The 20,619-nt window shown below is 72.8% G+C and carries 22 protein-coding genes, 7 tRNA genes and 1 pseudogene; 12 read left to right on the top strand and 18 right to left on the bottom strand.

Going from position 1 to position 20,619, the window contains the following annotated elements:
- Window positions 1-44: 44 nt before the first annotated feature.
- Entirely contained in the window at window positions 45-1,793 is a 1,749-nt protein-coding gene (locus ACIBW6_RS18700; RefSeq protein WP_399060820.1) for a hypothetical protein, read from the top strand.
- Between the two features lie 48 nt (window positions 1,794-1,841).
- Here ACIBW6_RS18700 and ACIBW6_RS18695 read toward each other — a convergent pair whose 3' ends face one another.
- Window positions 1,842-2,405, bottom strand: a complete 564-nt coding sequence (locus ACIBW6_RS18695) for an HIT family protein (RefSeq protein ID WP_399060819.1) — start codon at window positions 2,403-2,405, stop codon at window positions 1,842-1,844.
- Window positions 2,406-2,471: 66 nt separating this feature from the next.
- On the opposite strand from ACIBW6_RS18695, the gene ACIBW6_RS18690 reads away from it, so the two are divergent.
- Window positions 2,472-3,155: a potassium channel family protein gene (locus ACIBW6_RS18690; RefSeq protein WP_399060817.1), complete on the top strand. Its 684-nt coding sequence runs from the start codon at window positions 2,472-2,474 to the stop codon at window positions 3,153-3,155.
- 5 nt (window positions 3,156-3,160) lie between these two features.
- On the opposite strand, the gene thrS is transcribed toward ACIBW6_RS18690, so the two are convergent.
- The 3 genes from thrS to ACIBW6_RS18675 all read right to left on the bottom strand — a co-directional run bounded on the left by thrS (window position 3,161) and on the right by ACIBW6_RS18675 (window position 7,102).
- Window positions 3,161-5,140 carry a threonine--tRNA ligase gene (gene thrS / locus ACIBW6_RS18685; protein WP_399060815.1) on the bottom strand — a complete coding sequence of 660 codons (1,980 nt, stop codon included), beginning with the start codon at window positions 5,138-5,140 and terminating at the stop codon, window positions 3,161-3,163.
- A gap of 121 nt (window positions 5,141-5,261) precedes the next feature.
- Entirely contained in the window at window positions 5,262-6,485 is a 1,224-nt protein-coding gene (locus tag ACIBW6_RS18680; protein ID WP_399060813.1) for a hypothetical protein, read from the bottom strand.
- A 50-nt stretch (window positions 6,486-6,535) separates the two neighbouring features.
- Window positions 6,536-7,102, bottom strand: a complete 567-nt coding sequence (locus ACIBW6_RS18675; RefSeq protein WP_399060811.1) for a DUF4365 domain-containing protein — start codon at window positions 7,100-7,102, stop codon at window positions 6,536-6,538.
- A 213-nt stretch (window positions 7,103-7,315) separates the two neighbouring features.
- Here ACIBW6_RS18675 and ACIBW6_RS18670 point away from each other — a divergent pair, with 213 nt between their 5' ends.
- Window positions 7,316-8,041 carry a 3'-5' exonuclease gene (locus ACIBW6_RS18670; RefSeq protein WP_399060809.1) on the top strand — a complete coding sequence of 242 codons (726 nt, stop codon included), beginning with the start codon at window positions 7,316-7,318 and terminating at the stop codon, window positions 8,039-8,041.
- A 75-nt stretch (window positions 8,042-8,116) separates the two neighbouring features.
- Here the strand turns inward: ACIBW6_RS18670 and ACIBW6_RS18665 are convergent.
- The 5 genes and pseudogenes from ACIBW6_RS18665 to ACIBW6_RS18645 all read right to left on the bottom strand — a co-directional run bounded on the left by ACIBW6_RS18665 (window position 8,117) and on the right by ACIBW6_RS18645 (window position 9,631).
- Window positions 8,117-8,188, bottom strand: a tRNA-Val gene (locus ACIBW6_RS18665).
- Between the two features lie 39 nt (window positions 8,189-8,227).
- Window positions 8,228-8,683: an SRPBCC family protein gene (locus ACIBW6_RS18660; RefSeq protein ID WP_399060807.1), complete on the bottom strand. Its 456-nt coding sequence runs from the start codon at window positions 8,681-8,683 to the stop codon at window positions 8,228-8,230.
- A 70-nt stretch (window positions 8,684-8,753) separates the two neighbouring features.
- Window positions 8,754-8,970 (bottom strand): annotated as a pseudogene (locus ACIBW6_RS18655) (sugar ABC transporter substrate-binding protein); the annotation flags it as partial.
- Between the two features lie 91 nt (window positions 8,971-9,061).
- Window positions 9,062-9,133: transfer RNA gene (locus ACIBW6_RS18650), tRNA-Val, on the bottom strand.
- Window positions 9,134-9,193: 60 nt separating this feature from the next.
- Window positions 9,194-9,631: a TIGR02611 family protein gene (locus ACIBW6_RS18645; RefSeq protein ID WP_399060804.1), complete on the bottom strand. Its 438-nt coding sequence runs from the start codon at window positions 9,629-9,631 to the stop codon at window positions 9,194-9,196.
- A 190-nt stretch (window positions 9,632-9,821) separates the two neighbouring features.
- Between ACIBW6_RS18645 and ACIBW6_RS18640 the strand changes: the two genes are divergently transcribed.
- Together ACIBW6_RS18640 and ACIBW6_RS18635 are read left to right on the top strand one after the other, a co-directional pair.
- On the top strand, window positions 9,822-10,235 hold the full coding sequence (locus tag ACIBW6_RS18640) for an SsgA family sporulation/cell division regulator (RefSeq protein ID WP_004002642.1): 414 nt from the start codon (window positions 9,822-9,824) through the stop codon (window positions 10,233-10,235).
- Between the two features lie 253 nt (window positions 10,236-10,488).
- The gene (locus ACIBW6_RS18635) at window positions 10,489-11,058 is read left to right on the top strand and encodes a CGNR zinc finger domain-containing protein (RefSeq protein ID WP_399060802.1); all 570 of its coding nucleotides are present in this window, start codon (window positions 10,489-10,491) and stop codon (window positions 11,056-11,058) included.
- Between the two features lie 52 nt (window positions 11,059-11,110).
- Here the strand turns inward: ACIBW6_RS18635 and ACIBW6_RS18630 are convergent, their stop codons facing one another.
- Together ACIBW6_RS18630 and ACIBW6_RS18625 are read right to left on the bottom strand one after the other, a co-directional pair.
- The gene (locus ACIBW6_RS18630) at window positions 11,111-11,317 is read right to left on the bottom strand and encodes a hypothetical protein (RefSeq protein ID WP_399060800.1); all 207 of its coding nucleotides are present in this window, start codon (window positions 11,315-11,317) and stop codon (window positions 11,111-11,113) included.
- 170 nt (window positions 11,318-11,487) lie between these two features.
- Complete coding sequence (locus ACIBW6_RS18625) at window positions 11,488-11,952, bottom strand: hypothetical protein (protein ID WP_399060798.1); 465 nt, start codon at window positions 11,950-11,952, stop codon at window positions 11,488-11,490.
- 180 nt (window positions 11,953-12,132) lie between these two features.
- On the opposite strand from ACIBW6_RS18625, the gene ACIBW6_RS18620 reads away from it, so the two are divergent.
- Window positions 12,133-12,645: a DsbA family protein gene (locus ACIBW6_RS18620; protein WP_399060796.1), complete on the top strand. Its 513-nt coding sequence runs from the start codon at window positions 12,133-12,135 to the stop codon at window positions 12,643-12,645.
- Window positions 12,646-12,755: 110 nt separating this feature from the next.
- On the opposite strand, the gene ACIBW6_RS18615 is transcribed toward ACIBW6_RS18620, so the two are convergent.
- The 3 genes from ACIBW6_RS18615 to ACIBW6_RS18605 all read right to left on the bottom strand — a co-directional run bounded on the left by ACIBW6_RS18615 (window position 12,756) and on the right by ACIBW6_RS18605 (window position 15,557).
- The gene (locus ACIBW6_RS18615; RefSeq protein WP_399060794.1) at window positions 12,756-13,580 is read right to left on the bottom strand and encodes a GNAT family N-acetyltransferase; all 825 of its coding nucleotides are present in this window, start codon (window positions 13,578-13,580) and stop codon (window positions 12,756-12,758) included.
- Window positions 13,581-13,644: 64 nt separating this feature from the next.
- Window positions 13,645-14,466 carry an aminotransferase class IV gene (locus tag ACIBW6_RS18610; protein WP_399060792.1) on the bottom strand — a complete coding sequence of 274 codons (822 nt, stop codon included), beginning with the start codon at window positions 14,464-14,466 and terminating at the stop codon, window positions 13,645-13,647.
- Window positions 14,467-14,510: 44 nt separating this feature from the next.
- Window positions 14,511-15,557 (bottom strand): chorismate-binding protein, encoded by a 1,047-nt coding sequence (locus tag ACIBW6_RS18605; protein ID WP_399060790.1) that lies wholly within the window; start codon window positions 15,555-15,557, stop codon window positions 14,511-14,513.
- 167 nt (window positions 15,558-15,724) lie between these two features.
- Between ACIBW6_RS18605 and ACIBW6_RS18600 the strand changes: the two genes are divergently transcribed.
- The 5 genes from ACIBW6_RS18600 (at window position 15,725) to ACIBW6_RS18580 (ending at window position 16,226) form a co-directional block, all read left to right on the top strand.
- Window positions 15,725-15,797 (top strand) — tRNA-Gly (locus tag ACIBW6_RS18600).
- A gap of 37 nt (window positions 15,798-15,834) precedes the next feature.
- Window positions 15,835-15,908 (top strand) — tRNA-Cys (locus ACIBW6_RS18595).
- A 1-nt stretch (window position 15,909) separates the two neighbouring features.
- Window positions 15,910-15,981: transfer RNA gene (locus ACIBW6_RS18590), tRNA-Val, on the top strand.
- A gap of 38 nt (window positions 15,982-16,019) precedes the next feature.
- Window positions 16,020-16,091 (top strand) — tRNA-Val (locus tag ACIBW6_RS18585).
- Between the two features lie 63 nt (window positions 16,092-16,154).
- A tRNA-Val gene (locus ACIBW6_RS18580) sits at window positions 16,155-16,226 on the top strand.
- A gap of 68 nt (window positions 16,227-16,294) precedes the next feature.
- Here ACIBW6_RS18580 and ACIBW6_RS18575 read toward each other — a convergent pair.
- The 3 genes from ACIBW6_RS18575 to ACIBW6_RS18565 all read right to left on the bottom strand — a co-directional run bounded on the left by ACIBW6_RS18575 (window position 16,295) and on the right by ACIBW6_RS18565 (window position 17,971).
- Complete coding sequence (locus tag ACIBW6_RS18575) at window positions 16,295-16,579, bottom strand: zf-TFIIB domain-containing protein (protein WP_356494376.1); 285 nt, start codon at window positions 16,577-16,579, stop codon at window positions 16,295-16,297.
- A 69-nt stretch (window positions 16,580-16,648) separates the two neighbouring features.
- Window positions 16,649-17,635 (bottom strand): phosphotransferase, encoded by a 987-nt coding sequence (locus ACIBW6_RS18570; RefSeq protein WP_399060788.1) that lies wholly within the window; start codon window positions 17,633-17,635, stop codon window positions 16,649-16,651.
- 126 nt (window positions 17,636-17,761) lie between these two features.
- Complete coding sequence (locus tag ACIBW6_RS18565; protein WP_399060786.1) at window positions 17,762-17,971, bottom strand: hypothetical protein; 210 nt, start codon at window positions 17,969-17,971, stop codon at window positions 17,762-17,764.
- Window positions 17,972-18,560: 589 nt separating this feature from the next.
- Between ACIBW6_RS18565 and ACIBW6_RS18560 the strand changes: the two genes are divergently transcribed.
- The gene (locus tag ACIBW6_RS18560) at window positions 18,561-19,760 is read left to right on the top strand and encodes a serine/threonine-protein kinase (protein WP_399060784.1); all 1,200 of its coding nucleotides are present in this window, start codon (window positions 18,561-18,563) and stop codon (window positions 19,758-19,760) included.
- A gap of 15 nt (window positions 19,761-19,775) precedes the next feature.
- Here the strand turns inward: ACIBW6_RS18560 and ACIBW6_RS18555 are convergent, their stop codons facing one another.
- Entirely contained in the window at window positions 19,776-20,603 is an 828-nt protein-coding gene (locus ACIBW6_RS18555) for a TrmH family RNA methyltransferase (protein ID WP_399060782.1), read from the bottom strand.
- Window positions 20,604-20,619: the final 16 nt, after the last annotated feature.

Raw genomic sequence — 20,619 nt, 5'->3', positions numbered from 1 at the left:
GGCGTGGAAGTCGGGAAAAGCCGCAGCAGCGACGGCGTGCGGTGATGGGGGCGGCAGTGGCGGACGATGCATTCGATTTCAGGCCGGGCGCGCAGGTCCCGTTGCAGGGGTCGGCGGGCCAGACCGCGGCGACGTTCGCCATCGCCTCGGCGGCGTACCGCGACGACAGGGCCTCGAAGATCGAGGACGCCAACAACGAATGGCACAAGACCGAGGCGAAGGCCGGCCGGTGGTCGCTGTTCGCGCCCAACCTCGGTGAGGCGTTCTCCCGGGCGGTGCAGCTGCGGATGCTCGCCGCGGGGCGCAAGCCGCTCATCCAGTCGTTCGGTACGGAGCCCCAGGTCGTCGTCGAGCACTGTCTGGCGGCCAACCGGATCCGGCGCGAGCGCGACAGCCTGCTGACCATCGTGACGGCCGTCTTCGGCTTCCTCTTCCCGCCGGGGTTCCTCCTGTGGCTGGGCGCGTTCCAGATCCGGCGGACGAACAACGCCCGGATCGAGACGGCGGAGAAGATCGTCAAGGAGACCGAGGGCAAGTCCGCGAAGGAGCAGAGCGAGGCGAAGAAGCTGGAGCGCAAGGCGCGCGGCCGGGCGGCGGTGGCGACCACGATCATGACGGTCGTCGGCATCGGGATCGTGATCCTGCTCGTCGGGCTCCCGTTCGGCGGGTTCTGGGCCTGGTACCTGCGGGCCTCGTTCGTGGCGCCGGTCGTCGGCGCCCTGTGGGCCCGGCGGATCTGTGAGCGCACCGCGAAGGACTTGCGCGACCGCTGGGAGGCGCTGCTCTCCGGCGGCGGCATCGGCGCGAAGATCCCCGAGGCGGTGCCGGGCAGCCCCGGCGAGACGGCGGCCGAGCAGCTGCGCCAGAGCCTGGCGAGGCTCAGCGCGGAGCAGCAGTCGAACGCGGTCTTCTACGCGGGCCCCAAGGGCATCCTGGGCATGGGGACGCGCTGGGGCAGCTGGCAGCTCGCCGAGGACCTGGTCTCCGCCGAGCCGGGCAAGGAGATCCACCCGTTCCGCAGCTGGGACGTCATCCGCGCGATCCAGGACGAGCTGCGGATGCTCCAGCGCGGCCCGCTGCACACGGGCGGGTTCCCGACCCCGTCGGTGAAGGACTGGATCGTCACCCCCATCGGGGAGAACGCGAAGGCGGTGGCCCGCCCCACGGGCGAGGACGTCGACGCGTTCCAGATCAGGCAGCACGAGATACAGCGGATCTGCAACGAGCAGCAGTTCGGCAGCGGCGACCGGCACTACCTGGGGGTGCAGTTCACGCTCTGGGACGGCCAGCTGGTGATCACGATGCTGATCACGGTGACGGTGCTGCACGAGACTCTGCGCATCGAGGTGACCGGCCACGCGCTCGGCCCGGTCAACTCGCTGTTCACGTCGAAGCCCGAGGCGAAGACCAAGGAAGTCGCCAAGGCGGTGCGGTTCTGGGAGACGACGAAGAAGACGCTGCCACTCATCGACCCGGACGAGGCCGTCCGGGTCGCGGTCCGCGCCCCCTTCACCTGGTACCCGCCGATCCTGGACCACCTGGGCGGCAAGATCGTGCTGCCCGAGCCGTTCGGTCTGCGGCACGCCTGGGCGGACCAGCCCTGGCGCCACCGCTTCATGGCCGACGACGCGCTGCGCACCGCGACGCCCGTGCTGCGCGTGGTGCACGCCGCGGCGCTGCGGGTCCTGGTCGACCACGGCGTGGACACGGAGAAGTTCGGCACCCGCTCGGGCGTGCTCAGCGGCCTGGTCCAGGACGCGGCACCGCGCAAGGCGGACGTGTACGACGCGTAGGCCCGGCCCGCCGGTGGCGCGGCCGGGCCGGGCGGTGCCGTGCGTCGCTCAGGCGGCGGGCCAGGCCTTGGCCAGGGCCGTACGGGTGTCGCCGAGCAGCTGCGGCAGCACCTTGGTGTGGCCGACGACCGGCATGAAGTTCGTGTCGCCGCCCCAGCGGGGCACGATGTGCTGGTGCAGGTGGGCGGCGATCCCGGCGCCGGCGACGGCGCCCTGGTTCATGCCGATGTTGAAGCCGTGCGCCCCGGAGGCGGAGCGCAGCGCGGTCATGGCCCGCTTGGTGAAGGCGGCCAGTTCGGCGGTCTCCGCCTCGTCGAGGTCCGTGTAGTCGGCGACGTGCCGGTAGGGCAGCACCATCATGTGACCGCCGTTGTACGGGTACAGGTTGAGGATCGCGAAGACGTGCTCGCCGCGCGCCACGATCAGGGCGTCCTCGTCGGAGGTGGCGGGAGCGGCGCAGAAGGGACAGCCGTCGTCGGCGCCGGGGCCCGTCGGCTTGCCCTCGCCCTGGATGTACGCGATGCGGTGCGGGGTCCACAGGCGCCCGAACCCGTCCGGCTCACCCACTGGACCGATCTGCTGCTCCGGCTCACTCGTCATGAAGTGCAGCATATGGCGTCACCTGGGCGGGGCGTGTCGGCGGGTGCCGCCCTCGCCCGGCAGGGCGATGCTGTCCGGATGACCGACACTCCTCTGGCCCGCTGGGAGCGGCGCACCGGCGCCGGCCTCGCGGCGGTGTCGCTGCTCTTCCTCGCGTCGTACGCGCTCCGGGTCCTCGGCGAGGGCCTGCCCGGCGCGCTGCGGGACCTGTGCCTGGCCGTGACGCTCGCGGCGTGGGCCGTGTTCCTCGTGGACTACGTGGTGCGGCTGCGACTCAGCGGACAGCGCCTGCCGCGCTTCCTGCGCACCCACTGGCTGGACACCGTGGTGCTGCTGCTGCCGCTGCTGCGCCCGGTCCGGATCGTGCAGGCCTACCAGCGGGTGCAGCGCCGCCGCGACGGGCCGCGGCTCGCGCTGCACGCCCGGGTGATCACCTATGCGGGGGTGGCGGTGACCCTGCTGGGGTTCGCGGGCTCGCTCGCCCTGTACCAGCAGGAGCACGGGGCGCCGGGCGCGGACATCGTCACGTACGGCGACGCGCTCTGGTTCACCTGTACGACCCTGTCCACCGTGGGGTACGGGGACCTGGCGCCGGTGACGCCGCTGGGGCGGCTCGTCGCGGTCGGCGTCATGGTCTGCGGCCTGGCGCTGCTGGGCGCGGTCACGGGCACGTTCTCGTCCTGGCTGCTACAGGCCTTCGCCCGGGACGGCGAGCGGCCCCCGGAAGGTGCTCCGGGGGCCGCGTCAGGTGAGGACGGCTGAGGCCGTCAGACCTGGGACCGCTCCTCGACGACCTTGGCGATCTTCGCGATGGCCTCGGCGACCGGGATGCCGTTCTCCTGCGAGCCGTCGCGGTAGCGGAAGGAGACCGAACCGGCGTTCATGTCTTCGTCGCCCGCGATGACCATGAAGGGCACCTTGGCCTTCTGCTGGTTGCGGATCTTCTTCTGCATGCGGTCCGAGGACGAGTCGACCTCGACGCGCAGGCCCTGGGCGCGCGCCTGCTCGGCGAACTCCTCCAGGTACTGCACGTGCGCGTCGCCGATCGGGATGCCGACGGCCTGCACGGGCGCGAGCCACGCCGGGAAGGCGCCCGCGTAGTGCTCCAGGAGCACGCCGAAGAACCGCTCGATGGAGCCGAACAGGGCGCGGTGCAGCATGACGGGCTGCTGGCGCGAGCCGTCGGCGGCCGTGTACTCCAGGCCGAACCGCTTGGGCTGGTTGAAGTCGACCTGGAGGGTCGACATCTGCCAGGACCGGCCGATGGCGTCCTTGGCCTGCACGGAGATCTTCGGGCCGTAGTAGGCGGCGCCGCCCGGGTCGGGCACCAGCGGCAGGTTCTGCTTCTCGGCGGCCAGGCGCAGCGCCTCGGTCGCCTCCTCCCAGTCCGCGTCCTCGCCGATGAACTTGTCGGAGTCGTCGCGGGTGGACAGCTCCAGCTCGAACTCGGTGAGGCCGTAGTCGCGCAGCAGGTCGAGCACGAAGGTCAGGAGCGTGTCGAGCTCCTGCGGCATCTGCTCCTTGGTGCAGTAGATGTGCGAGTCGTCCTGGGTGAAGCCGCGCGAGCGGGTCAGACCGTGCACCACGCCGGACTTCTCGTAGCGGTAGACGGTGCCGAACTCGAAGAGGCGCAGCGGCAGTTCGCGGTAGGAGCGGCCGCGCGACTTGAAGATCAGGTTGTGCATCGGGCAGTTCATCGCCTTGAGGCGGTAGTTCTGCTCGTCGAACTGGATGGGCGGGAACATGCCCTCCGAGTAGTGCGGCAGGTGCCCCGAGATCTCGAAGAGCTTCTCCTTCGAGATGTGCGGGGTGTTGACGAACTCGTAGCCGGAGACCTCGTGGCGGCGGCGCGAGTAGTCCTCCATGACCTTGCGGATCACCCCGCCCTTGGGGTGGAAGACCGCGAGGCCCGGGCCCAGCTCGTCGGGGAAGGAGAACAGGTCAAGCTCGGCGCCGAGCTTGCGGTGGTCGCGCTTCTCGGCCTCGGCGAGGAAGTCCAGGTACGCCTTGAGCTCGTCCTTCGACGGCCACGCGGTGCCGTAGATCCGCTGGAGCTGCGGGTTCTTCTCGCTGCCCCGCCAGTACGCGGCGGCCGAGCGCATCAGCTTGAACGCCGGGATGTTCCGGGTGGTGGGCAGGTGCGGGCCGCGGCAGAGGTCCTTCCAGCACAGCTCGCCGGTCTTGGCGTCGAGGTTGTCGTAGATGGTCAGCTCGCCGCCGCCCACCTCGGCGTCGGCCCCGTCGGCGGCCTGCGCCGCGTTGCCCTTGAGGCCGATGAGCTCCAGCTTGTAGGGCTCGTCGGCGAGCTCTACGCGGGCGTCCTCGTCGGTGGTCAGGCGCCGCGAGAAGCGCTGCCCCCGCTTCTGGATCTCCTGCATCTTCTTCTCGATGCGCTTGACGTCCTCGGGGGTGAACGGCTCCTTGACGTCGAAGTCGTAGTAGAAGCCGTCCTTGATGGGCGGGCCGATGCCGAGCCTGGCCTCCGGGAACAGCTCCTGGACGGCCTGCGCCATCACGTGCGCGGTGGAGTGCCGCAGGATGCTGAGACCGTCCTCGGAGGAGATCTCCACGGGTTCGACGGTCTCGCCGTCGGCCACCACGTACGCGAGGTCCTTGAGCTCACCGCCCACGCGGGCCGCGACGATGCTGCGCTCACCGGCGAAGAGCTCGGCGGCCGTAGTGCCCGTCGTCACCACGCGCTCGTCCCGCTCGGAATCGCGTTGGATGACTACACGGACGTCTGACACCGGTCTCTCCTGCCTGAAGGGGGTACGCCACGTCAGTACCTGTGACGCGCGCAGTAGGGATCGTACCGAGTCACCGGGCCCGCTCGCGAAGCGGTTGTCCGGCCGCCGCGGGCCCGGGCCGCTACCCCTGTCCCGCCTCGTCCCCCGCGCAGGCCTCCTCGAAGAAGTCCAGGTTCTCCTGGAGCGACTTCATCAGCCGGTCCCGCTCGGCCTCCTCGACCTGGACGGGGACGACGCCGCCGGCGCCGGTCAGCCGCCGGAAGCCGCCCCTGCTCTCCAGGCGCCCGTGCACCCGGACCGGCAGGCCGACGAGGTGGGCGTGGCCCGCGGTGCGGTACCCCTCCTCGTCGAGGACCACCCGCACGTGCGGCACGTCCGCCCCCGCGATGACGTGCAGCCGCACCGTGCCCGCGCCGGACGGTCCCGACCTGCGCATCCGCACGACGGTGCCGGTGATGCGGACGGGCACGGAGGGCTCGGCGTGCCGGTAGCGGGCGCCGGCCGCGCGCAGCACGTCCAGGTCGCCCGGGGAGAACTCGACGGGCGCGTCCCCGTCGGTGCACTCCTCGGGCACCCCGGCGGCGGGCGCCCAGGCCACGCAGACGCGCGCGCCCTCGGTGCCGCGCACCAGGGCGACGAGCGCCTCGGTCAGCTCGTGGCTCACCCCGGCCTCGACCGCGCCGTCGAAGGCGTCCATCCCGCCGGTGGCCCGCCGGTAGTCGACGGCCTCCCGGGCCGCGTAGAGCGCCTGGTGCAGCCGGACGGCGAGCGGGCGTCCCGTGGCGACGGGCACGAACGCGGTGAGCCGGTGTCCGCCGGGGGCCGGCTGCACCAGCACGTTCTCCAGGGCCGCGGCGGCGGGCCGGCGGTGCCGCGCCCCGTGGTACCCGGCGCGGCCGCGCACCGCGAGGGCCCCGGCGAGCAGCATCCGCCGGGCGGCGGAGCGCAGATCCTCCTCGGCGGTCCAGGTGGCGGCGCCGGCCGGTCCTTCGGGGCCGTCGCGCCACCAGCGGATCTCGTCGCTCGGCACGGCGAGCGAGACGAGGATCTCCCGGGCGGCGGGGGTGCCGCTGCGCTCCAGCGCGACGAGCGCCTCGCCGAGCAGTTCCTCGCTGTCGGGGAAGGCCGGGCTGTCGGGCACGAGAAGGCTCGGCCTGCTCCCGGGCCCGGGCGGGGTCCATCGCGTGTACCGGCCCGCGGCGCCGCCCCGCCGCCGCCAGCCGTGCCGGGCGAGCAGCGCGGTGAGGACCGCCGGGTCGACCCGGGACGGTTCGGGCCCGGTGAGTTCCGCGGCGCGGGCCGCGCCGAGGAGACGCAGGGGCTCGTCGCTCGAACGGTGCTCCATCTCGTGGCTCCCTTCCGGGCCGGCCGGGGGGTGCGGTCTCCGGCGTCCCGTCAGGGCCGCCCGCCCGTCCCGACGCGGGTCATGATCTCGCAGAGCGCGCGGTCGTCGAAGATCCGCGCGGTGGGCACGCGCACGGTGGTCCGGTGCCGGCCGGTGACCGGGTGGCCGGCGAGGTTGGTCCAGTAGCAGCAGTGCCGCAGGTCGAGGCGGTCGTGTCCGGCGCGCAGCCAGTCGTCCTGGGAGCGCGGGACGAGCATCACGACGAGGATCTTGTGCACCGACACCGGGGTCCTGGCCAGCTTCACCAGATGGGCGTTGTCGAGCGTGAAGGAGAAGGAAGGGCCCGGTGGGTGCGGCGGGATCTGGTACGTCGCCTTGAGCTGCACCTTGATGGTGACCTCGTCGTCGACCGTGTGCCCGGGGGCGCTGTGGCTGACGTGCCAGTCGATGCCGTTGTCGGGGAAGGGCTGCGAGAGCGAGCAGCCGGCCGCCGCGGCCACCGCGTGCAGGTAGCCCACCTGGAGTGTCTCCATGCAGGCGGTGGTGGCGAGTGTGCCGCGCGGCGGTGCGTTCCGCCCGTGCAGCAGCCCGCCCTGTTCGGGCTGCGCGAGCGCCATGGTGCGCCGGGCCTTTCGAGACGGTGGAACCCCGCTGAGTGCAAGGGCGTGGTCGAGGACAGGTCAATGGCACCCCGCTGAACTGCCATGACTCGTAACTGTGTTGTCACCGCTCCGCGTACGACGCAAACGGCCCGGGTATCACCGGATGGGGCAGCGGGCGCATAGCGACGGGACGTCAGCTGCCGGGCGCGACAAGGGAGTTGTATTGACATGACGTGCTGGTACGAAGGCCCGCTTGCCGCCTTCGACACGGAGACGACCGGTGTGGACGTGGAGAGCGACCGCATCGTGTCGGCGGCGATCGTGGTGCAGGACGCGCCGGGGATGCGGGCGCGGGTGACGCGCTGGCTGGTCAACCCGGGGGTGCCGGTGCCGCCGGGGGCGACGGAGGTGCACGGTCTGACCGATCTGCATCTGCAACGCAACGGGCGCTGGCCCGCGCCCGTGATGGAGGAGATCGGTTACGCGCTCGCGGACCAGGCCGCGGCGGGCCGGCCGCTGGTGGTCATGAACGCGCCGTTCGATCTGACGTTGCTGGACCGGGAGTTGCGCCGGCACCGCGCGTCGTCGCTCGACCGCTATCTGGACGGTTCGGCGCTGCGCGTGCTGGATCCGCGGGTCCTCGACAAGCATCTGGACCGCTACCGCAAGGGCCGCCGCACGCTGACGGATCTGTGCGCGCACTACGAGGTGGAGCTGGCGGAGGCGCATGACGCGGCGGCGGACGCGCAGGCCTCGCTCGACCTCGTCCGGGCGGTGGGCCGACGCTTCGCCAGCCGCCTGGAGCGGCTCTCGGCGGCCGAACTCCACACCCTTCAGGCGTTCTGGCACGCGGCGCAGGCGCGCGGCCTCCAGGCGTGGTTCGCCCGCAGCGGCAACCCGGAGGTGGTCGATCCGGCCTGGCCCCTGCGACCGGAACTACCGGCGGCGGCCTGACCGTTCCCCCGCTGGGGGCCCGACATGCAGAAACGAAAAACCGGCCCGTCGACCGACGGACCGGCTCTCCCGGGGTGGGCGATACTGGGTTCGAACCAGTGACCTCTTCGGTGTGAACGAAGCGCTCTCCCACTGAGCTAATCGCCCGGGAACGGGTTGAACCATACAGGGCCCGGTGGGCTGTGTTCAAACCGGTCGCAGGTGGGCGGCGAGACCCCGCCGTCCGCTCCGCATCATCCAGGCGTGGTTGGCGACGAACACCGGCCTGCCCAGCAGGGCGAAGCGGCGCATCAGCGCCTTGCGCACCTCGACCTGCTGGTCGTAGACGGCGCGGGTGCCGCCGTCCCGGGCCGTCAGGGTCCACCGGGCCCAGCCGTCGAGGTCCCCGCTCAGGGCGATCTCCAGGATCCCCGCGGCCGGGTCGCGCCGCCGTTCCCGGCCCGTGACCGTGAGCTCGTAGGGCAGGAAGGAGCGGAAGACGGCGACGCCGCTGGTGCCGTCCAGCGATGTCACGGAGCGCACCTGCGGCCACCACAGCGGATACTCCGCGACCCGCTCCAGGGCCGCGTACACGGCCGTCGGCGGCGCGGGCAGGTCCCAGACGCTGCGGAAGCGGTACCGGCTCAGGGCGTTCAGGTCCATGCGCCGAGTCTGCCCGTTCGCGCGCTTTTCACGGCGCCGGCCGCTGCGGCGAGGAGGCCGAGGCGCTCCTGTCCGCCTGACCGGCCGTCAGCACGCCGTCGCGGAAGTTGCGGAGGCTCAGATTCCCCCTGCCGCGGGGGAGTTGAGATCCATCAGGACGCCGCGCTTGTCATACTTGCGCAGAAAGGCAACCGAATTCTGGAAAACGTCCGCCGGATTTCCCCGGTGCCCGGGCCTTGAACTTCTCCCAGAACGACTCGTAGTCGGGTGAATTCGGGCTTCCTCTTCGTGGTCGTGCCGGTCGGCACTCCTTGCCGGCCGGAAGCGGGAACGCCGAAAGCCCCGGAGACGTGATGTCTCCGGGGCCCTCGGTCCGGGTGGGCGATACTGGGTTCGAACCAGTGACCTCTTCGGTGTGAACGAAGCGCTCTCCCACTGAGCTAATCGCCCGGGCGCAGGAAGAACATTACCCCATGTCAGAGGGGCCGATGACCACCCCGCGCGGCGCACTCACTGCTTGATCTTCCAGGGCATCTCGAAGCCGAACTTCCACACGTAGACCGCGACCAGCACCGCGATGATCACCAGGCCGACGGTGGTCAGGATGATGTTCCGCCGCCGCACCTTGGGGTCGAGCGCGCGCTGCGTGGCCTCCGTGACCTTGCGCTTCGTCCAGCGCAGCACCAGCTGGGCCCAGACGAACTCGGTCGCCCAGATCGCCATGCCACCGAAGATCACCAGCCAGCCGGGGCCCGGCAGCGGCAGCATCACGATGCCCGCCCCCACCACGGCGAGGCCGACGACGAAGACGCCGACCTGCCAGCTCAGGTGCAGCACCCTGCGCTCCTGGATGAACTCCGGCGCCCGCGAGCCCAGCGGCTTCGCCCCGGACGCGTCGTCGTCGACACCCGCGACCGGCCCGGTCGCCTCGTCACTCCCCGTATTCATGGCACCAAACCTACCGGACGCATTCGCGTCACCGGAATGGCCGTTACCCACCAGATAGGACTCGGCCGTACGAGCTACGTAAAGCCGCCCAAAACACTCAGAGGGGTTTACAACGGCACCGTAGGTGGCATGTCGATTTCGCCGACGTGCGAATCCCCGAGCGCACACTGAGCGAAAGGCCCTGGCGCTTATGAACACCACGGTCAGCTGCGAGCTGCACCTGCGCCTCGTTGTGTCGAGCGAGTCCTCACTGCCTGTACCCGCAGGACTGCGGTATGACACGGCCGATCCGTATGCCGTGCACGCCACCTTCCACACCGGAGCCGAGGAGACGGTCGAGTGGGTTTTCGCCCGCGATCTCCTCGCCGAAGGCCTTCACCGGCCGACCGGCACCGGCGACGTCCGAGTATGGCCGTCGCGCAGCCACGGTCAGGGCGTCGTCTGCATCGCCCTGAGCTCCCCGGAGGGCGAGGCTCTGCTCGAGGCCCCGGCGCGGGCCCTCGAGTCCTTCCTGAAGCGGACGGACGCCGCCGTGCCACCCGGTACGGAACACCGTCACTTCGACCTCGATCAGGAGCTCTCGCACATCCTCGCGGAAAGCTGAACGCGCGGGAGGCCCGCGCCGGCAGCCAGCCGGCGTGAGCGGAGCGAGAGCGCCTCACGCCGTCCACTCGGGGAGACGGCGCGGCGCACCAAGGGCAGGACAACCGCACAGCGCGGACACCGGCGTCGCCGCCGTGGGACCTTCCACGGAGGCGGCGCCGTTGCGTGCGCGCGGCTCCCCGCGCCGGCGGGGGCGCTAGGGTCGGTCTGCCCACCGGCTCGGCCGACGGCGGGCCTTAGCGAGGGAGCGAATCGTGCTGATCACCCACGACACCCGGTGCGCGCTCGACACCGTGGTCGATCTGGTGAACACCGCGCCGGACAGCCAGGACGCCGCCGGGAGGGCCGACGCCCTCGCCGACGTCCCGGCGCTGACCGAGTTCGTGGCGGCGCACGAGATCAGCGATGTCGGCTCGCTCACGGACCGTGACCTGAGCGCGGTGCGGGCGGTCCGGACTCAGTTCGCACAGGTGTTCGCCGCCGCCGATCCGCAGGGCGCGGCGACGGTGATCAACGACCTGGTGGCGGCCGCCGGCACGACGCCCCGCCTCACCGATCACGACGGTTACGACTGGCACATCCACTACTTCGCGCCCGGCGCCTCGGTCGCGGACCACCTGGCGGCGGACTGCGGCATGGCCCTGGCGTTCTTCGTGGTCGCCGGCGAGCAGGAGCGGCTGCGCCGCTGCGAGGCCCCGGACTGCCGGTACGCGTTCGTGGATCTGTCCCGCAACCGCTCGCGCCGCTACTGCGACAGCCGCACGTGCGGGAACCGGCTCCATGTGGCCGCCTACCGCGCGCGCCGCAAGGGGGCCGCGGGCTGAGAGCCCGCGCGACGGCGGGCTCCGGCTTCCCGCGGAGAGCGGCGCGCGCCGCTCACAACAACAGCAGGTCGTGCAGCGCGGCCATCAGGAAGAGACAGCCGATCACCCCCAGGAAGATCATCAACGGTGGCTGGGAGAGGGCGAAGAGGCAGCCTCGGGGGGTGTCGGCGGGTGCGGGCGTGGGCGGCGCGGGCTCGCCGGTCGGCGCCTGCCCCTGGTCGGCGTCCAGCTGGTCGGCCAGCTTTGGTGTGTCCAGCATGTCGTCGTGATGATGGCGCAGATCCCGCCGGGCCGATGACCAACAGCGCCCTCACCGGCGGGAGTTCGCCGGATTACGTGACTTTCACCCGGGCACCTGCGCGAACGGAACGGTGCCGGTCGAACATGTGGTGCAACCGGAGGACCGTCGTCCGCGGCACCGGCCCGGAGTCAGATGCCGTGCTTCTTCAGGATCGCCTCGATGTCGCTGAAGTCGTCGGCGCCGCCGGCGGCCTTCTGCCGCGGCTGCGTCCGGGGCGCCGGCCGGTCCGCCGGGGCGGGGCGCGTACTCCCGCCGAGGGAGGGGGCGGAGGCGGCCGGGGCCACGGCTTCCCGCCGCGCCGCCTTCGCCGCCGCCCTGCGCTCCTTCCGGCTGCCGCCGCCGCGCCGCTCGACGGCGCGGGTCGCGGCGAAGAGCAGCCAGGCCGCCCCGAGCACGCCGAAACCGGCCCAGGCGGTCGGGCTGAACGCGGTGTCCGCCACCCAGCCGACCGCGCCGGTCATCACCAGGCCCAGCGGCACCAGGGAGTAGGCCGCGGTGCGGGCGGCGGCGAGGAAACGCTTGCGGTAGGCGGTCACCGCGGCGATGCCCAGGCCCGCGACGGAGACGACGGAGCAGACGGTCTCGGCAATCATCCGGTCCTCCTGGGCTCGGGCGTCACGGTCGCGGGCGGGTCTTGTCCGTCCCCCTCCATCCTGCACCGCACGGACGGCCCGGGGCCACGGCCCCGACGGACCTCAGGGACATCTCGGGGTCGCCCCTCCTCCGCAGGTCCCGGGTCGGGGGCGGCGCCCCGGCCTGGAAGACTGGCTGCCATGAACGCCCTGAACCCGATTCTTGACGTGTGGTGCGAGCTGCAGTGCCCCGACTGCCACTCCGCCCTGGACGACGTGCGCGCCCTGCGCGAGCGGTACGGCGACCGCATCGAGGTGCGGCTGCGGCACTTCCCGCTGGAGAAGCACAAGCACGCGTTCGCCGGGGCGCAGGCCGCCGAGGAGGCGTTCGAGCAGGGCAAGGGGTGGCCCTACGTCGAGGCGGTGCTGGACCGCGTCGCGGAGCTCGACCGCGCGGGCGAGCCCCTCCTCGTCGAGGTGGCGCGCGAACTGGGCCTGGACGCCGAGGAGTTCGACACCGCGCTGGTCGACGGCCGGCACATCCTGATCGTCGACGCCGACCAGGCCGAGGGCAAGGCGATCGGGGTCACGGGCACGCCCACGTACGTCATCGGCGGGGAGCGGCTCGACGGCGGCAAGAGCCAGGACGGGCTGCGCGCGCGCATCGAGGAGATCGCTGACCGGCTCCTCGCCGAGCAGGCGGAGCAGGGCTGACGCGGCGCGGGCGGCCGGGCGCCTCGGAGCAGGTGCCGGTAGCCCAGGCGCCTCGGAGCAGGTGCCGGTAGCCCAGGCGCCTCGGAGCAGGTGCTGGTAGCCCAGGCGCCTCAGAGCAGGTGTTTGTAGAGGTGGATGCGCGTCGGTGCGTAGCCCAGTGACGCGTACAGGCTCAGTGCGGGCGTGTTGCCCGCGAACACGTTGAGGCCGATGCGGGTGGCGCCCGCGGCGATCGCGTCGCCCTCGGCGACCAGCATCAGGGTGCGTCCGTGGCCCCGGCCCCGGTGGTCGGGGGCCACCTCCACGTCGTAGACGTACGCGCCGTCGTGGCGCTGGGCCACCCACAGGGTGCCGACCTGCCGGGCGTCGTGCTCCAGGACGCTGATCAGGACGTCCGGGGTCGCGATGCCCTCGGGCAGCAGGGCGGCGTGATCACGCGCGGCCTTGGCCCGGGCCTCCTGCGGGCTCGCCCCGCGCTCGACCACGGTGCGCGCGTACCGCTCCTCGGCCTGGACCAGCCACGGCCCGAACTCGGCCTCGGTCATCCGGCGGCCGCGGCTGCCCGCGGGCAGCTCCGGGGGCCGCTCGGGCAGGGCCTTGGCCAGGTTCCGGTTGCGTTCGACGTAGCCGAGCGCGCCCGCGAGCCGCAGCAGGGCGTGCTCCTCGGCGGGGACGGTGGCCTCGATCCGGCGGCAGTTCCAGGAGCGGGCCACCTCCTCCGCGGCGAGCGCGGCGACGGTGCCGCGGCCGCGCCCCCGGTCCGGTCCCTGGACGCGCAGGTCCAGGAGCTGGGCGACGGCCGGCCCGAAGACGGGGTGCGTGGCGAGGTGGAGCGTGCCGACGGGGCGGCTGTTGACGCACACCGCGTAGTGGCGCGAGCGCGACCCGTCGGCCGTGCGCTGGAGCGGCTCGGTCGGCCGCAGGGTCGTGGTCATCACCGGTGTTCTACCCGGCCGCACCCCGTGGACCCCAGCGGTTTTCCCGGCGGTGCCGCCCGTCTCAGGGGTCGAGCCGGTCCCCGGCCCGCTCGTCCCAGACACGCATCGCCTTCGTGGTGACCGGGCCGGGCGCGTCCGGCAGGTCGCGGTCGTCGATCCGGTGCACGGCCTGGATGTCGCGCAGCGACGAGGTGAGGAACACCTCGTCGGCGTCGGCCAGCACCGACAGGGGCAGGTCCGTCTCCTTGGCTCCGGTCCACTCGACGGCGAGGTCGCGCGTGATGCCCGCCAGGCAACCGGAGGCGAGCGGCGGGGTGTGGATCTCGCCGTCCAGGACGACGAAGACGTTCGAGCCGGTGCCCTCGCACAGCCGGCCCAGGGTGTTCGCGAAGAGCGCCTCGGAGGCGCCGAGTTCGCGGGCGCGGGCGAGCGCCACGACGTTCTCCGCGTACGAGGTGGTCTTCAGGCCCGCGAGGGCGCTGCGCTCGTTGCGGGTCCAGGGCACGGTGACCACCGCGGTGGTGTCGGGGCGCCGGGCGGCCTCGCCGAGCGCGACGACGAGTGTGGTGCCCGCGTCGCCGCGGTCCGAGCCGAGCGGGGAGAGGCCGCCGGTGTACGTGATGCGCAGGCGACCCAGCGCCAGCGGGTTGGCCTCGAGAACGGCGGCGCAGGCGCGGCGCACCTCGTCGAGGTCCGGCTCGGGCAGCCCGAGGCCGCGGGCCGAGCGGGCCAGCCGGTCGAGGTGGCGGGTGAGCGCGAACGGCGCGCCGTCGATCGTCTTGACGGTCTCGAAGATGCCGTCGCCCACGGTCAGCCCGTGGTCGAAGACGGACACGCGTGCCTCCGCGGTCTCCTGCAGCCTGCCGTCGAGCCAGATCTTCACGTGAGGTTCCTCCGTCTTTCCCGGTCGCGCCGGGATGGTCCGGGCTACGAACCGCTCGCCGGCTCGTCGTACCCCTGCGACGCTACCGCCAGCAGCCGCGCCGCCTTCAGCTCGGTCTCCCGCCACTCCCCCTCCGGGTCCGAGCCCCAGGTGATCCCGGCGCCCGTCCCGAACCGCAGGACGGCTCCCGCCGCGCTCCGGTCGATCCAGAAGGTACGGATGCCGACGGCGAGTTCGCCGGTGCCGCGGTCCGCGTCGACCCAGCCGACGCCGCCGCAGTAGGGGCCGCGCGGCGCCGTCTCCAGCGCGTCGATGACGCGCAGGGCGCTGGATTTCGGCGCCCCGGTCACGGACCCGGGCGGGAAGCAGGCGCCGAGCAGCTCGCGCCAGCCGGCCCCCGCGCGCAGTTCGCCGCGGACGAGCGAGACGAGGTGGACGAGGCCGGGGTGCTTCTCGACGACGCACAGGTCGGGGACGGTCACGGTGCCGGTGGCGCAGACGCGGCCCAGGTCGTTGCGGACGAGGTCCACGATCATCACGTTCTCGGTGCGGTCCTTCTCCAGGAGGTCCGCCTCGGTGCGGCCGGTGCCCTTGATGGGTCCCGATTCGACGAGGGTGCCGTGGCGGCGCAGGAACAGCTCGGGCGAGGCCGTCGCGATCTCCACGCCGTGGCCGGGCAGCCGGACGGTGCCGGCGTACGGCGCCGGGTTGCCGCGGGCGAGCAGCGCGGTGAGCGCGTCGACGTCGGCGCCGTCCGGGACCGGCGCGGACAGGACGCGGCAGAGGTTGGCCTGGTAGACCTCGCCGGCCGCGATGTGGGCGCGGATGCGGCGGACGCCGTCGGTGTACGCGGCGTGACCGAGCGAGGACGTCCAGTCGGCGGGCGCGGGCGCGGGCCAGGCTCCGGGGCGCGGGGCGGGCACCGGCTCGCTGCGGACGTGGCCGAAGCGGGCACAGGTCAGCCGTCCCTCGAAGTCGGCGGCGACCGCCCAGAAGCCGGTGGAGTCCAGGGCCGCGGGGTCGCTGGTCACGTCGCGGAGGTCGGTCGCGAGGAGTTCACCGAAGCGGGCGAGAGGCGGGAAGTCGGGCACGGTGTCGAGTCTATGGCGGGTGACGGGGCGGTGACCTGGGGTGGAGGTTTCGGCGTCGCTCCGCCGGTCGCACCTCAGCACGCTGCGCAAACGCGTTTTTGTGCTGGCCCGGGAATCCGCTAGAGTTCAACACGTCGCCGGGACGCGCAAGCGGATCGGAATGACACGCGAACGTAGCTCAGTTGGTAGAGCGCAACCTTGCCAAGGTTGAGGTCGCCGGTTCGAACCCGGTCGTTCGCTCAGGATGTGGGGGATCTTCCCGAACCCCCACGCTCCTGGTGGAGTGGCCGAGAGGCGAGGCAACGGCCTGCAAAGCCGTCTACACGGGTTCAAATCCCGTCTCCACCTCCATGCGCGATTAGCTCAGCGGGAGAGCGCTTCCCTGACACGGAAGAGGTCACTGGTTCAATCCCAGTATCGCGCACTGGATCTTCGGATTCCGGTCCGTATGCCATCCACCCCGCGCGATTAGCTCAGCGGGAGAGCGCTTCCCTGACACGGAAGAGGTCACTGGTTCAATCCCAGTATCGCGCACGCAGCACCACGCAGTACCCGGCAGCACCCCTCGCGGCGCCTGATAGAGTCTGGCCCGTTCCCGCGCGATTAGCTCAGCGGGAGAGCGCTTCCCTGACACGGAAGAGGTCACTGGTTCAATCCCAGTATCGCGCACCGACTGAAGCCCCCGGTCCTCGGACCGGGGGCTTCTTCGTGCCCGTGGTGCCGCGGGCACGGCCGGTTCAGGACGAGAAGAGCATCCGGCCGAAGCCCCGGTTGTGGTGGCCGTGGTGACCACCGTGGTGGCCGCCGTGGTGCGGGGCTCCCCAGGCGGGGGCCGGGGCCGCCGGATAGGCCTGCGGGGCGGGCGGCGGCGGGGCCTGCTGCTGCCACTGTGACTCCAGGCGGGTCAGCGACTCCAGCTCGCCGTAGTCGAGGAAGATCCCGCGGCAACCGCTGCACTGCTCGATCTGGACGCCATTGCGGTTGTACGTGTGCATCGGTGCGTGACACTTGGGGCACTGCATGGTCGGATCAACTCCTCGCCGTTCGGCACTGCTTCGCCGGAACACTGCCCGGCTTCCGTCCTGCGCACCCTACTTGGCGGCGGCGGAACCCAACGGGGCCGGTACGCCCACCATTCGGTCACAGGCGTCGACGACGGCGACCTCCACCTCGTCGAGGGACCGGCCGGCCTCGGCGGCCTTCGCGACAGCGAGGGCGGCCGTCTGCACGGTCAGGGCGCGGGCGGGGACGTCCAGGGCGGGCCAGGGGTCCGGGGCACACAGCTGCCGGGCGCCGCCCGCCCCCCGGTACGCCGTGAGGAAGCGGGTCCAGTCGTCGGGGGCGAGCAGGCCGCAGGCGAACCAGGCGGCCGGGCGGGCCAGGTCCCAGGCCGGGTCGCCGAGGCCGAGGTCGTCGATGTCGATGAGGAGCCAGGGCCCGGCCGGGCCGCGGACCAGCTGGCCGAGGTGCAGGTCGCCGTGGCACAGGGCGCGGGCGTGGTCGCAGGGCGCTTCGGCGCGGGCCCACGGCGGGAGCGTGCGCCAGGCCCGGCGGACGGGCCGGGCGGCGGGGTGGTCCGGGGCGCTCGCGTCCAGCCGGGCCAGCGCGCGGGCCGCTTTGACCGGCCCGCGCATCGGCGGCAGCGGGGCGTCCGTCAGGCCGTCGGCCGGTGTGGCGTGCAGCCGGGCCAGGAGCGTGGCGGCGGCCTCCCAGGGGGCGTCCTGCGGTCGGTCCGGGTCGACGGGCGTGCCGTGCGGCCAGAAGGTGACGAGCCGGCCGTGCAGGCGGGTGGCCTCGGGGCGCAGGGGCGGCAGGAGCACCCCGGCGAGCGCGGGGGCGGCGGCGACGGCAAGCCGCTGGCGCAGTCGAGCGGCGTCAGTGTCCGGGGCGTGTGCCTTGGCGACCGTGGCGCCGTGCCGCACGACGGTGCCGTCGGGCCGGTCCGCGAGGGTCGCCGCGGCGCAGCCCCCGCAGCCGTCCGGGCCCGGGTGGAGCGCACCGCGGGCCGCGGCCTGGAGCGCGGCGGGGGCGAGGGACGGGGTCACGTCCGTGAGGGTACGGTCCGCGGGCCCGGACATGGCAATGCCGCGTGCGGCTCCCCAGCCGCACGCGGCATCTGTGCCGTCCGCCGCACCCCCGTCCCCACGGGGTTTCATGGTCGGATGTCCCCGCCCGGACCGCTCATCCGGGCCTGGGGGCGCCGCTCAGCGCCCCAGCATCACGCCCACGGACGACGCTTGTGTGACCATTGCGTCCCAGCCGCCGAAGACGACGACGAGCAGGGCCGCGAGAGGGAGGACCATGGCCGTGGCCACCAGCGGGTGCCGGCGGCCGGTCGCGGGGCCGCCGAAGCCGGCGGTCCTGCGGGCCCACGTGCTGCGGAACACTGTGGTCCGCGGTGTCGTGTCCGCCATGGTCCTCTCCCGGTCGCGTTCGTGAGGTACGGGCAGCGGCGGGTACCTGACCTCGGGGGACGAGTGCTGCACCCGCCGCTTGACCTCAAATCTATGGGCGGCGGCCACCGGGGGCGTCATGCCCTCGTACCGATTGCCGGGCCTCCAGGAGGATGACCGCTCCCCTGCCACGTACTCCCCTGGGTGGAGACGGGGTCCGGCGTCTCGGGGTCTTCCCCCAGGGGCTCCCCGCCCGGCCCCAGCGGCAGGCGCGGGGTGATCTCCCTCACTTCCGTGCCCCTCCCGGGCCCGTGGTGCCCCGCTCGGGCGCCCGCCGACCCGGTGCCCTCCTCGTCCCTCCGGCCCAGGGGTGCGACCCGCCCCGGCGGCCCGGGACCGGCCGCACGCAGGGACCCAACACCTGTGGCCCGTAACGGGATTGCTCCCCCCTCCCGGGTCAAGGCGCTTTGCCGCCAGGCTCCCTGACCGACTTTCACCTCCGGTACCGGGCGACGGCAATCCGATGCGGTGTGAGGGCGCGGCCTGAGCACACACTCGGCCACGTAAACGTAAGCTGTCGCTCGTCAGACGAGACCGGGCAGCAGCGGGGATGAACATGGCGATGATGCGCCTGAGGCGCGAGGACCCGCGCGTCGTCGGCTCGTTCAGGCTTCACAGACGGCTCGGCGCCGGCGGGATGGGCGTCGTCTACCTGGGCTCCGACCGGCGCGGGCAGCGGGTCGCGCTCAAGGTGATCCGGCCCGATCTGGCGGAGGATCAGGAGTTCCGCTCGCGTTTCGCGCGCGAGGTCTCCGCCGCGCGCCGGATCCGCGGCGGCTGCACCGCGCGCCTCGTCGCGGCGGACCTGGAGGCGGACCGGCCGTGGTTCGCCACGCAGTACGTGCCCGGCCCCTCGCTGCACGACAAGGTCGCCGAGGAGGGCCCGCTGGCCGCATCGGACGTGGCGGCCGTCGGCGCCGCGCTGTCCGAGGGGCTCGTCGCCGTGCACGAGGCGGGGGTCGTCCACCGCGACCTCAAGCCGTCGAACATCCTGCTGTCCCCGAAGGGGCCGCGGATCATCGACTTCGGTATCGCCTGGGCCACCGGCGCCTCCACGCTGACCCACGTCGGGACCGCGGTCGGCTCCCCCGGCTTCCTCGCGCCGGAGCAGGTGCGCGGCGCGGCCGTCACCCCGGCCACCGACGTGTTCTCGCTCGGCGCCACCCTCGCCTACACGGCCACGGGTGACTCGCCCTTCGGGCACGGCAGCTCCGAGGTCATGCTCTACCGCGTGGTGCACGAGGAGGCGCAGCTGCACGGTGTGCCGGACGCGCTCGCACCCCTGCTGCGCGCCTGCCTTGCCAAGGACCCGGAGGAGCGGCCGAGCACGCTCCAGCTGTCGCTGCGGCTCAAGGAGATCGCGGCCCGCGAGGCCCAGGGCCTGGGCGAGGCCCGGCCGCCGGCGCAGCGCTCCGAGGCGGACCGCCCGACGGGCCGGCTCGCGGAGAGCTACGCCGAGCAGCGCACGCAGCGCAGCACCCAGCGTCGTACGCCGGCCGGGCCGCCCGCGTCGCGGACCGGTGGCGGCCGGACGGGCGGCGGGTCGGGCCCGCGCTCCACCACGTCCCGGTCGGGCCGGCGGCCCGCGCCGCGCAGTGGTGCCGGGCGTCCGGCACCGCGGACGAACGGGACGGGCCCGGGCAAGAAGCTGCGGCCCGCCAACCCGCGGCTGCTGCGGCAGCGGCTGTTCGTGTTCGTCGTGGTGACGCTGCTCGTGGCGCTGGTGATCGCCGCCGCGCAGAGCCTGTAGCGCCGCGGAAGTCGGTCAGAGTTCGGGGCGGCCCGTCGCCACCGCGTAGAACGCGACGGCGGCCGCCGCGCCCACGTTGAGCGAGTCGACGCCGTGGGCCATCGGGATGCGGACCCACTCGTCGGCCGCCATCAGGGCCTTGGTCGACAGGCCCTCGCCCTCCGCGCCGAGGAGCAGGGCGACGCGGTCCATGCGGTGCGGGGCCACCTCGTCCAGGGACCTGGCCTTCTCGGCGGGGGTGAGCGCGAGCAGGTTGAAGCCCGCCTCGCGCACCGTCTGCAGCGACTTCGGCCAGGATTCCAGGCGGGCGTAGGGCACGGAGAAGACCGCGCCCATGGAGACCTTCACCGAGCGGCGGTAGAGCGGGTCGGCGCAGTCGGGCGAGAGCAGGACCGCGTCCATGCCGAGGGCGGCGGCCGAGCGGAAGATCGCCCCGATGTTCGTGTGGTCGTTGACCGACTCCATGACCACGATCCGGCGGGCGGTGGTGAGCAGCTCGTCGGCGGTCGGCAGCGGTTTGCGCTGCATGGAGGCGAGGGCGCCGCGGTGCACGTGGTAGCCGGTGACCTGTTCGGCGAGGTCCGGGGCGACGGCGTAGACCGGGGCCGGGACCTCGTCGATGACGTCGCGCATGACGTCGACCCACTTCGCGGAGAGCAGCATCGAGCGCATCTCGTAGCCCGCCAGCTTGGCGCGGCGGATCACCTTCTCGCCCTCGGCGATGAACAGCCCCTCGGCCGGTTCCCGCTTGCGGCGCAGCTCGACGTCGGTCAGGCCCGTGTAGTCGCGCAGGCGGGGGTCGTCGGGGTCCTCGATGGTGAGGAGACCTTGGGGTTCAGCCACGGGTCGATACTGCCTT

The sequence above is a fragment of the Streptomyces sp. NPDC049813 genome (genome assembly GCF_044465085.1).
Classification (GTDB): domain Bacteria; phylum Actinomycetota; class Actinomycetes; order Streptomycetales; family Streptomycetaceae; genus Streptomyces.
The sequence above is the reverse complement of the archived record's forward strand: the minus strand, read 5'-3'. Positions and strand labels throughout refer to the sequence as shown.